Source organism: Chryseosolibacter indicum, from assembly GCF_018598585.1.
Taxonomy (GTDB): Bacteria; Bacteroidota; Bacteroidia; order Cytophagales; family Cyclobacteriaceae; genus Chryseosolibacter; species Chryseosolibacter indicus.
This window is the reverse complement of the sequence record NZ_JAHESD010000069.1, coordinates 1-11,731: the sequence shown is the minus strand read 5'-3', so window position 1 is coordinate 11,731 and position 11,731 is coordinate 1. Positions and strand designations below refer to the sequence as shown.

Here is an 11,731-nt window from a genome sequence, read left to right as displayed (position 1 = left end):
ATGGCAAATGAATTTAAGTGCATTTAAATCACACAATTCTTCCCTCCTTCCCCTATATTCATACAATGAACTACTACCTGCTTATCGCTTCTATAGTTGCAGCTGTTATATGCCTTTCTCACTCCGTATTCGGCGAGATTAAAATCATACGACCTATCCAAAAATTAGACAACCTCCCTATAGTGCTCGGAAGTATCCTGGCAACAAAACAAACATTGCGACTGGCATGGCATGTAACAAGCGTTCTTGGTTTAGGTTCCGCTGCAATCTTCTTCTATTATAGTTCGGAAGTCAACATCAGTCCTGAGGGTACCTTCGTACTGAAGACATTATCCTTTACCTATTTCGTAGCGTTTCTTATTTCATTAATATGTTCAAAAGCCAAACATCCTTCCTGGGCTGCGTTAGTTATAGTATCCATATTGGTCTGGATCGGCTCTTCAGGTGGCTAAGCTCTCTTTCCACCATGTGTGTATCACATAATCACTACAACATCGAAGGTGTCTTTCATTTCATCGGAAGATTGCATCGTTTCAAAGTTTACAATGCACAAACAACAGCTGATAACGGGTTACATTATACGCATAGGCGTATTAAAACCTGTCTATAAGTCTAATAGAACTTTGTTCTATCGTTGCGCTTTAACGCATGTTAAGTCATATATAAAAAAACTTAACATACAGTTAATAAATGTATTACTTAAAGTGTAACCAATGAAGTAACAAACAAAGACCAATCATCAAAAGCATGCTCACTCCATAGCATGTGTCTCCCACAGCAACATTAATTTTTAAACTCAAAATCTCTTTTAATCATGAAACGCTACGATGATAATATCATCATACGGAAAGCTACTGCTTTCACTAAACGAAGCCTGTTGTCCGCTGTGCTTCTCCTCGCATTTTTATTTATCCAAAAACCCCTTGCTGCGCAATATGTTGTAGAAGACCTGACCCCAAGCGCAGTAATCCAGGAAGGTCTCTCATTGGAGCAAGCTGCCGATGGCCGCATCTTTATTGCCGAAAGGGCAGGCAGGGTGAAGGTATACCAGAACGGTTCCATTGCAACTGTGTTTACTGTATCCACCACTACCGATAGCGAACAGGGGCTTCTCGGCCTGACCCTGCATCCTGATTTTATGAACAACGGGTACATCTATGTGTTCTATACACGCAGCGACAAGTTCAACCACATCATCGAGCGTGTACAAATTAATAGCAGTAACCAGGAAGTCGGCCGCCAGCAGATTCTTACATTAGATCCTATCGAGAATGGCTTTCACAACGGTGGCGACCTGAAGTTCTTTAATGGCTTTTTGTATATCACCACAGGTGATAGTCAGAATAATGCCAACTCGCAAAATCTCAATAATACCCGGGGAAAGATTCTTCGCGTCACCGAGAACGGACAACCAGCCCCGGGCAATCCTTTCTTTGGTTCTGGCAGCGTTCAGCGTCAAAGCATCTTTGCATATGGATTTAGAAATCCATTCCGTTTGGTGCCCAACATCAAGGCCAACAAACTTTTTGTGTTGGATGTAGGCACTTCATGGGAAGAAATTAATGACATCACCAATCCTGCACCATTATATAATTACGGGTGGGGGCACCCACAAGGCGGTGACGGCATGCAAACAGAAACAAACATGTTTGTCAACCCGATATTTACCTTCGCTACAGGCTCTATCGGAAACGCACTTACCAACGGATTACTTTATAATCCCGACGTATCAAGGTACCCCGCGGAGCTTTTCAACCGCTTTATTATAAAAGATTTTCTGCGTAACGACATGCGCTATTTTGATTGGACCCAGCCTAATCCTCCATCAACTGTATTCTATACTTCACCTCACAACCAGGTGCTGGGCATGATTGTTGGCAACGATGGTTACATCTACTATTGTCAGTATGGCAACAATGGTAACCTCATCAGGCTCAAGTATGAACAAAGCCCTGCCCCTGAGGTTATCAACCATCCGATATCACAAAGTATTATTGAAAGAAGCCCTGTTACGTTTACCGTAGATGTTTCCGGCGCTCCCCCAATTAATTACCAGTGGCAGTTCAACAATGCCAATATTTCCGGAGCCACAAGTTCATCGTTTACCATCGCAGCAGTGTCAGCAGCGAATGCTGGCAGCTACCGTTGTATTGTTTCAAATGCAGCAGGCTCAGTAGAAAGCAGAAGTGCAACCCTCACTGTGCTTCCCTTTAACAACAGGCCTACCGTGAGCATTGTTGCACCCTCACCAACGCTTACATGGAATGCAGATGATAACATTTACTTCGAAGCTATTGCTAATGATGTAGAAGATGGCGAGCTTCCTGCCAGCGCATATTCATGGAGCATCGACCTCTTTCATGAAGATGTGCCAGGCGCAGGACACTCCCATCCAGGAGCAAATCCTGCAGGCGTAAAGTCAGGAAACTTTAGTGCGGGTAGCCAGGGAGAGAAAACTCCCAATATCTGGTATCGCTTCACGGTAACAGTAAAAGACAGTAACGGGTTACCATCAACTGCATTTGTCGATGTTCATCCAAACCTCATTACAACTACCGTCAGAACAGTACCTGACGGATTGAACATAGAGCTTAACCTGAAGCCGGGCACTTCCCCTGTAGTTCAGCGGATGGTGAAGAACGCAAGCCTGCAGGCATTGAATGCCCCTACACCACAATTTGTAGGCAACACCCGCTATGACTTTGATCATTGGGAGCATGGTGGGGCTGCAAACCAGCTCTTCACGGCGCCTACTACAGACGTAACATACACTGCTTATTATACTGCTACCGACGTGGGTCAACGTCCTTACCAAGGTATTATAGCACAGATACCTGGAAAGATAGAAGCGGAACACTATGATGAAGGTCTTGATGCTTATTTTGATGTTAACAAGGGCGGTGACGGTGGATTCCGCGCTGGCGATGGTGTAGGCACCGAAGGTTGCAGTGAAGGCGGATACAATATTGGTTGGGTAGTGGCAGGCGAATGGCTCGAATATACATCAAACATAGCACATACCGGAAACTACAGGATAAGCTTCAGGATAGCTTCACCTTACGCTAACCGAAAGTTACACCTGGAAGTAGATGGTGTAAATGTTACCGGAACCGTGAACCTTCCTACAACGGGAGGCTTCCAGGCATGGCAAACGCCAACAGTAGCCAATATCCATTTGACAAAAGGTAGTCACATCATAAGGCTTGCTTTTGAAGAGAACGACGTGAACATAAATTACATTGAGTTTACTTTTACCGGCGATCCTTCATCAGCTCCTATTGCTGACTTTGAAGCGAGCGTGGTTACAACGTGCATTGGTGCGCCTGTAACATATACCTCTGTTTCACTAGGGCAGGTAGATACCTATGTTTGGAACTTTGGTTCAGGTGCAGATCCGGCTACGGCTACAGGTGCCGGCCCTCATACAGTACGTTATACTACAGGTGCTGGTACCAAAAATGTGTCGCTAACGGTAAGCAACATCGTGGGTAGTAATAGCAAAACAGTGAGCATACAAGTTGACAGCTGCGGAAGTATTCAGACACCTTACGAAGGATCTCCCGCGCTTATACCAGGCAGAGTTGAAGCCGAAAAATATGATCTTGACGGAGAAGGCATTGCTTACCACGATCTAAGCACAGGTAATGCAGGAGGAAGTTTTCGAACTGATAATGTAGACATTCAGCCTGCCGCAGGTAGTAATTACAATATTGGTTGGGTTAGTGCCGGCGAGTGGTTGGAATATACTGTTAATGTTACTGAGCACCGCGATTACGACATTGCTTTCAGGGTAAGTACGCCTTATGACAATAAGCGATTTCACTTAGAGCAAAATGGTATTGACATCACCGGTCCTATTGCTGTGCCCAATACTGGAGGATTTCAAAACTGGCAATCTGTTATTGTTCATGATATCCACCTGCACGAAGGTGTTGGTGAATTGCGTGTATTTTTCGAGGCGAGCGACATCAATTTCGACTATGTAGACTTTGCCTTATCAGGCGATGTTCATGCCACATCAACTGATCGAAAGGTATTTAACACCAATACACGTAGCGAAGAAAGCATTCATGCCTATCCCAATCCATCACATGGTCAGTACACCCTTTCTCAGGCATGTTACTGGAAGGTACTCAACATCTCCGGTAAAGAAGTGGCCTCCGGCTATGGAACATCGGTTGATATTACAACACTTCCTGCTGGAATTTACCTGATCAGTATTAAAGGTTCTCAGGAAAAAATCAAACTAGCAAAATACTAATATTATATTGGTGATAAGTTATTATCAGTATTATTAATTCGCAGAAGCGATACATTAAAGAGCACAAGGAAGAGATTCTTTGTGCTCTTTTATTTTAAATACAAGTAAGTCTCCTTAGTTTCCTTAATCAAAACTTACAATGCTTAATAGCCATCAAAACTAAAGTATCGGTTAGCTCGCAACATAATTTTTATAAACACCATAAATTGCTAAGTTACCTGCTGTAATTAAAACGCAATGTTAATGAAGCTGTCTCTCCTTCTTTTTCAAGCTCTTCTCCTTTCCATAGTAAGTAATAAAGCTTTCGCACAAAGTCCGATGGTTGCCGCAGATCTACGTACGGAGTTTATCGAAAATCCGATAGGCATAGATGAAATACATCCGCGACTGCTTTGGCGCCTTGAAGATAAGCGCACAGGCGCAAGGCAAACTGCTTACCGCATCTTGGTAGGCACTGACTCTTCTCAACTCTTAACAGCAACAGCCAATGCCTGGGATTCTGATTGGGTAAAATCTTCCAAGAGTCTTGTTACCTACCAAGGCAAAAGTCTCGAACCGTTTACTAAATACTTCTGGACTGTAAAAGTGGTGGATCAGAACGGAAAAGAATCTGTGCAAAGCAAAGTTGCCAGTTTTGAGACAGCACTTATCGATAGTAAGAACTGGAAAGGTGCCTGGATTGCTGATGGCCATGATGTCGATCTAAAGCCAGCTCCCTACTTCAGAAAAGAATTTGAAGCGAAACGCAAAATCAAATCTGCACGCGCATACATCGCGGTAGCAGGATTGTATGAACTTTCTCTTAACGGCGAAAAGGTTGGGAATCACCGCCTTGATCCAATGTATACGCGTTTCGACAGGCGCACGCTTTATGTAACACACGATGTAACTGCTCGGGTAAAATCGGGAAAAAATGCTATTGGCATTCTGCTCGGAAATGGATGGTATAATCACCAATCTACCGCAGTGTGGTATTTCGATAAAGCACCATGGCGTAATCGTCCTGCATTTTGTATGGACCTGCGCATAACCTATGACGATGGAAGTACAGAAACCATATCCACCGACAAGACCTGGAAGACCTCATTGAGCCCGGTTATTTTCAATAGCATCTATACCGCTGAACATTACGACGCACGCCAGGAACAGCCTGGATGGAATACCATCGACTTCAACGCATCAGCATGGAAAGATGTAATCTACAGAGCATCACCTTCACCAAACATTGTAGCCCAGGTGTTACATCCTATAAGAAACGTTGAAGAAATAAAGACAAAAAAAATCAGGAAATTGAATGACACCACGTATGTGTTTGACCTCAGTAGAAATATTTCCGGAGTTAGTCAACTGAAAGTCTCCGGTCCTTCAGGTACTGTTATCCGGCTAAAGCATGGTGAAAGACTTTATGCTAATGGCCATGTTGATATCTCTAACATCGACCCCCACTACCGGCCCCGTGATAACTCTGATCCATTTCAAACGGACATCGTTATCCTGAGCGGAAAAGGAGAAGAACGTTTTATGCCACACTTCAACTACAAAGGCTTTCAGTATGTTGAAGTAACAAGCAGCACTCCATTGCAACTTACGCCAGAGAACCTCACCGGATATTTCATGCATAGTGATGTTCCTCCCGTAGGGACTTTTAAATCTTCGAATGAAACACTAAACAAAATATTAGCTGCCACCAACAATGCTTACCTATCAAATCTGTTTGGCTATCCTACTGATTGTCCTCAACGGGAAAAGAACGGCTGGACAGGTGATGCACAGATAGCCATTGAAACAGGCCTTTACAGTTTTGATGGCATTACCATCTATGAGAAATGGATGGCAGACCATCGCGATGAGCAACAACCCAACGGCGTACTTCCTTCTATCATCCCTACCGGTGGATGGGGTTACGAGTGGGGTAACGGTCCTGATTGGACAAGCACCATTGCCATCATCCCCTGGAACATCTACCTCTTCTATGGTGACACAAAAATATTAGCAGACAACTACGAGAACATGAAGCGGTATGTCGATTACATTGATTACACCTACCCTACCAGTCTTACTACGTGGGGCCTGGGTGACTGGGTTCCGGTAAAATCAGTATCACCCGTAGAACTAACTTCAACATCCTACTACTATGCCGATGCTTCCATCCTCGCAAAGATTGCGAGAATCCTGAACAAGGAAGATGATCATAACAAATACAACGCCTTAGCGGAGAAGATCAAGAAAGCATTCAACGAAAAATATCTTAACAAAGAGAAGGGAATATATGCTACAGGATTACAGACAGAACTAAGCGTACCGCTTTACTGGGGACTTGTACCCGATGAGTTTAAAGAACACGTAGCTGCCAACCTAGCCAAGCGTGTTGAAGCAGACAACTTTCATTTAGACGTAGGGCTGCTTGGCCAGAAAGCTATTCTCAATGCGTTGGCCGATAATGGCTATGCCGATGTTGCCTACAAAATTGCAGCACAGGAAACATATCCGTCCTGGGGCTGGTGGATAAAGAACGGAGCCACTACACTATATGAAAACTGGGACATCAACGCACAACATGACATCTCCTTAAATCATATTATGTTTGGTGAAATTGGGGCGTGGATATACAAGGCACTTGCAGGCATTAAACCCGATGCTGAAAATCCTGGCTTCTCGAACATCATACTTAACCCCACCTTTCCCACTACACTTCAACATGTTGAAAGCAGTTACAACAGCGTAAGCGGGTTGATTCAATCATCGTGGTCCCGCAAGGGAAAGACCATTACTTACACCGTAACTATTCCGGCAAATACAACGGCAACCTTTCATATTCCTCAGTTCAGGAACCTGAAACTGTACATGGAGAAAAAGGAAGTGAAAGAAAAAGAAATGAAGCTCGAGGCTGGTAGGTATAGGTTTATTTGGAAGTAGGAATAGTGCTTCAAGGTAACTGCGAATCGTGAAACATAATGCCAAATAAATGAAGTTTATACTTGTAATTGCAATCTTTAGCTTGGTATTGCGAGATGTACCAAAGTACAAATTAGTTAACTTTCACTTTTCAGAATGTCAAGACGTGTATGCTCCTTCAAGCATTGACTTAATGAAAAAGAGAAGCAATAAAATTGTTGTTCATTTAAGGGCTACAGGAAGTTGCCTTGGACAATTTAAGGCTTTGGCTGAGGAATTAAAAAATGACACCTTAAATTTTATCATTAAATGCGAACGAAAAATTGTTAAAACTAAGGGGCATAAACTGGAAATTGAAGGTACGACGTGTAATTGTGTTTATGACTACTATTTCGACATTCGAACAACTAGAGCATTGGCAAAAGACAAAATACTATTCAATAGAAAAACACTAAAACAGCTAGATATAAAGGGAGTTGGTTATGAAGACGATCCAACTAAATTTTAATATCTTTTTAGTCTAAAAAAATCACCTCCAGCGCAAGCGTCCGCTTGTGCTCTGCTAATCTCGTGCAAAGACATAAGAATTACTGTACCCTATACAGGTTCTTTCCGAAGATAAATTTTTCGACCATAAGTAGAATTGCAATACCTGAAGTATAAGCCACGAGGTCATTCCATACAAAAGAAGTTCCGATTACTGTTCGGGCCAGAGCTGAATGCGCGAGACCAAGCTTTTCAACAATATTAAGATACTGAAGAAATTCTATTGTAAACGCGAAGACCAGTACAAACATCGCCAGGGGAAAAACCGGCACGTCAAGAAATGATTTAATGAAACAGTAAATGAGGATAACAACGAGTACATCGCCAAGGTAAGGACGAACAAATCGGTCTCTGGCAAAGAGTGCTATAAGAACTTCGAAAATGAAGATAACAATAGTGAGCCCAAAATACCTTTTATGAAATCTTACCATAGACGTTAAGCTCACGATAAATAAGTTTTAAAGTTTTCGATTTTACTCCTGGAGAACTTCAGCTGGACTACAATAACAATACTTAACACCACGAGCAAAAACCACGACGAAATCTTACCCAAGCTCACCATTTTCCAACCATCATGCTGCGATGCATATTTCCATGCGCCGAAGAACGTGGCGATGTTCTCCCCGACCCAAATAAAAAATCCGATCAGAAGAAAAGACAACACCATAGGTATTTTCCGTTGTACATTGCTTGTTGTAAACACAAACCTGGTATTCCAGAAGACCAGAATAAGCAGAACGGTAATAACCCATCGCATATCGTAGATATAATGATGGGTAAAGAAGTTCATGTATATGGCAACAGAAATTACACCTGCAGGCACTATCCCAGGCCACTTCTCCAACCTAAGATCTAGCCAACGCCAGGCTTGACATACATAGCTACCTACGCTGGCATACATAAAACCACTGTATAAAGGAACACCTGCAATTTTTGAGTAGGCAAACTCCGGGTATGCCCACGAGCCCATGGAAACTTTATAGATCTCTAGGGATAGACCAAGAAGGTGAAACATGGTAATTACAAGCAATTCCATTCCCGATTCAAGTTTTGAGAAATACATAAAGGCTTGCATGGCCACGCAGGCCATGAGCAAGAAATCATACCGGGGAATAAATGGAACTTCAATTAGTTTCGACAGGATGAGCATACAAAAGATGAATGCAGGAAAAAAGCATGCTAAAACATTTTTAAATCCAAACGCAATGAGTTCGTTCACGTAATTAGCCACCCGATTGGCGGTGTGTTTCTTACTTAACGCATAGAGAATCTGTGCTACCATGGCTCGATGGCTTGTTTATTATTTTGACAATGTATGCTATTTATTCAAATATAGAAAGTACTTTTAATCTAAAAGTAAACACATTAGTAATACGAACTCGCGCAAAAAAATGTTACAGAATTAATCCCTTTAGTCTTATTTGTTCTGCATGCCTGATACTTCTATATTACTGCATGATCATTCATCTTATTGACGGTACATACGAACTCTTTCGGCATTTCTACGGCCAGCGCAGTTTTAACAAGGGAAAAGACAAGCCGTTGGGTGCTGTTGTTGGTGTGTTAAATGGCATATTACAGATGATCGAAGAAGGTGCCACCCATCTTGGTGTTGCAACAGACCATGTGATTGAATCCTTTCGCAATGAGCTGTGGGATGGTTACAAAACCGGTGAAGGAATTGATCCCGTGCTACGTCGGCAGTTCCATCCGTTGGAAGAAGGGCTTGCTTCTATGGGAATTGTTGTATGGCCTATGGTTGAACTGGAGGCGGATGATGGTTTGGCATCTGCAGCGCACCTGGCTTCACAAGATTCTCGTGTATTAAAAGTATGCATCTGGACGCCCGATAAAGATCTTGGTCAATGCGTACGTGAAGATCGGGTGGTGCAGATCGATCGAAGGGCAAAAGTAATTCGTGATGAAAATACAGTCCTTAAAAAGTTTGGTGTAAGTCCGTCACTCATCCCCGACTTCCTTGCTTTGGTTGGCGATAGTGCCGATGGTTACCCTGGCATCTCAGGTATTGGGAACGTTGGTGCAGCCCGCCTCCTGAATGAGTATGGACCCATTGAAGCTTTTCCTGAGAAAGTGCTCGGCAAAAAACGTGAAGAAGCCTTGCTCTTCAAACGCCTAGCTACATTGCGTACGGATGCCAAACTATTTGACGATGTGGATCAACTGCAATGGCATGGTCCTACCGCAACCTTTGCAGCACTCTGTAAAAAATGGGATGAACCTCGCTTGCTTGACAGGGCAAATGCATTGGCTCAGAAGCTTGGGTGAGTTGAAGTGTTATGTTAGTTCGATGTTCTGCGTTCTGGGTTGTTGGAACGTTTAAGGTTACAATTACAGGTTTAAGGTTAAAGGTTGGTGCCTAAGATGGTATGCCGGTATAGATTCATATAGTTATTGAAACACGTCTTGCAAATCTTGCAACTGTTTCCAAACTTTAACTACAAAACAGAGGAACTTGGTAGCCTCACGGGAAAACCAAAAGCATGGGTCATATCAGAGAATATTACGAACGCATTATCAACCTGAAAGAAAGTGATTGGGCTTACATAGCCTCTCATTTTCGGAAGCGGGTGTTTGCGAAAGGACAAGCCATTACCAGAAAAGGTGAAACCGAAAAATACCTTTCTTTTATTGAAGAAGGAATGGTACGTTTTTACATTCCTGATGAAGAAAATGAATTGACATTTAATTTTACTTTCAGCAGGGAGTTTACCTGTGCCTATGATTCATTCCTCACGCAAACACCATCTGCGTATGAGCTGCAAGCATTGTCTGACACCATGATTTGGAGCATAACCTATGACGATCTTCAAAGCGTATATGCCAATACACAGGCAGGTAATTATCTTGGTCGTTTTGCCGCTGAACAACTCTATCTTGCCAAAAGCAAAAGAGAGCTTTCGCTGTTAAAATATAATGCAACCGAGCGCTACCTTCAATTATTTAAAGAACAACCCGATATTATCCGGCAGATTCCCCTGCGATACATTGCTTCCTACATTGGTATTACGCCACAGGCCCTGAGCAGAATTCGCAGGCAAATTTGTTAACATAGGTTCATTGCACATACTGATCGTGCTTAAGACTTTGCATAAAAGTTACCGCATATGATCAGGTCAATAGTGGCGTATGGCAATCCCATACTCAGAAAACAATGTGTACATGTTATTGAAGATCTTTTCCATCTTCAACAACTGATTGATGACATGTGGGAAACAATGTACAACGCTGACGGATGTGGACTTGCCGCACCGCAGGTAGGACATTCGCTGCGCTTATTTATTGTCGATAGCAAAACAACATACAACAACCTTGATCCGGAAGACAGAACCTCTTTCTTCGAAGAAGGAGATACAGGCATTATAGAAACGTTTATCAATGCGGAGATTATTGAACGATCAGAAAGATTATGGGAAGATGATGAAGGATGCCTTAGCATACCCGGTATTTCACAAACAGTAACAAGACCGTGGTCAATTACAGTTCGGTATCTTGATAGAGATTTACAAAAACATCAGAAGACATTTACTGGCCTTACAGCAAGAATGATCCAGCACGAATATGACCACACGCAAGGAATCCTTTATGTTGACTACCTGAAACCGCTGACAAGAAAACTGCTGGAAGGAAAATTAAAGAAGATTGTAAAAGGATTGGTTAAGGTGAAGTATCCTATTGAATAGTTAGGCATAAAATAATAACTAGTTGTACTACGGTAGCATATGATAGGGACTAATGACTAATTTTGTCTCATGCGTAAATTTTATCTTGTACAGAAAACAGGTTCACTACGAAATCTGAAATATATCCAGTCAGAAATTCCGGTGTTGGAGAAAGGCAAAGTATTGGTAGCCGTGAAAAGCGTGGGGTTGAACTATGCCGACATCTTTGCCATTATGGGATTATACAGTGCCACGCCAAAAGGTCCTTTCATCCCCGGGCTTGAGTTTAGTGGTGAGGTGTTGGCTGCAGATTCAGCGGAGTTTATTCCCGGACAAAAAGTTATGGGGG

Annotated in this window: 10 protein-coding genes; 8 read left to right on the top strand and 2 right to left on the bottom strand. The window is 42.7% G+C overall.

Going from position 1 to position 11,731, the window contains the following annotated elements:
• Window positions 1-65 precede the first annotated feature (65 nt).
• From KK060_RS21075 to KK060_RS21060, 4 genes are all read left to right on the top strand, one after another.
• Complete coding sequence (locus tag KK060_RS21075) at window positions 66-452, top strand: hypothetical protein (protein WP_254156019.1); 387 nt, start codon at window positions 66-68, stop codon at window positions 450-452.
• 362 nt (window positions 453-814) lie between these two features.
• The gene (locus tag KK060_RS21070) at window positions 815-4,261 is read left to right on the top strand and encodes a PQQ-dependent sugar dehydrogenase (protein ID WP_254156017.1); all 3,447 of its coding nucleotides are present in this window, start codon (window positions 815-817) and stop codon (window positions 4,259-4,261) included.
• A 243-nt stretch (window positions 4,262-4,504) separates the two neighbouring features.
• Window positions 4,505-7,177: an alpha-L-rhamnosidase gene (locus tag KK060_RS21065; RefSeq protein WP_254155998.1), complete on the top strand. Its 2,673-nt coding sequence runs from the start codon at window positions 4,505-4,507 to the stop codon at window positions 7,175-7,177.
• Between the two features lie 172 nt (window positions 7,178-7,349).
• On the top strand, window positions 7,350-7,664 hold the full coding sequence (locus tag KK060_RS21060) for a hypothetical protein (RefSeq protein WP_254155996.1): 315 nt from the start codon (window positions 7,350-7,352) through the stop codon (window positions 7,662-7,664).
• A 79-nt stretch (window positions 7,665-7,743) separates the two neighbouring features.
• Here KK060_RS21060 and KK060_RS21055 read toward each other — a convergent pair whose 3' ends face one another.
• Window positions 7,744-8,133 (bottom strand): ribosomal maturation YjgA family protein, encoded by a 390-nt coding sequence (locus KK060_RS21055; RefSeq protein WP_254155994.1) that lies wholly within the window; start codon window positions 8,131-8,133, stop codon window positions 7,744-7,746.
• A gap of 11 nt (window positions 8,134-8,144) precedes the next feature.
• The gene (locus KK060_RS21050) at window positions 8,145-8,984 is read right to left on the bottom strand and encodes a DUF817 domain-containing protein (RefSeq protein ID WP_254155992.1); all 840 of its coding nucleotides are present in this window, start codon (window positions 8,982-8,984) and stop codon (window positions 8,145-8,147) included.
• Window positions 8,985-9,157: 173 nt separating this feature from the next.
• Here KK060_RS21050 and KK060_RS21045 point away from each other — a divergent pair, with 173 nt between their 5' ends.
• The 4 genes from KK060_RS21045 to KK060_RS21030 form a co-directional block, all read left to right on the top strand.
• Window positions 9,158-9,988, top strand: a complete 831-nt coding sequence (locus tag KK060_RS21045; protein ID WP_254155990.1) for a 5'-3' exonuclease — start codon at window positions 9,158-9,160, stop codon at window positions 9,986-9,988.
• 215 nt (window positions 9,989-10,203) lie between these two features.
• Window positions 10,204-10,770: a Crp/Fnr family transcriptional regulator gene (locus KK060_RS21040; RefSeq protein ID WP_254155988.1), complete on the top strand. Its 567-nt coding sequence runs from the start codon at window positions 10,204-10,206 to the stop codon at window positions 10,768-10,770.
• Window positions 10,771-10,827: 57 nt separating this feature from the next.
• Window positions 10,828-11,403, top strand: coding sequence for a peptide deformylase (gene def / locus KK060_RS21035; protein ID WP_254155986.1), 576 nt, complete (start codon window positions 10,828-10,830; stop codon window positions 11,401-11,403).
• Between the two features lie 69 nt (window positions 11,404-11,472).
• On the top strand, window positions 11,473-11,731 hold a 259-nt coding region (locus tag KK060_RS21030), incomplete at its 3' end, for an alcohol dehydrogenase catalytic domain-containing protein (protein WP_254155984.1).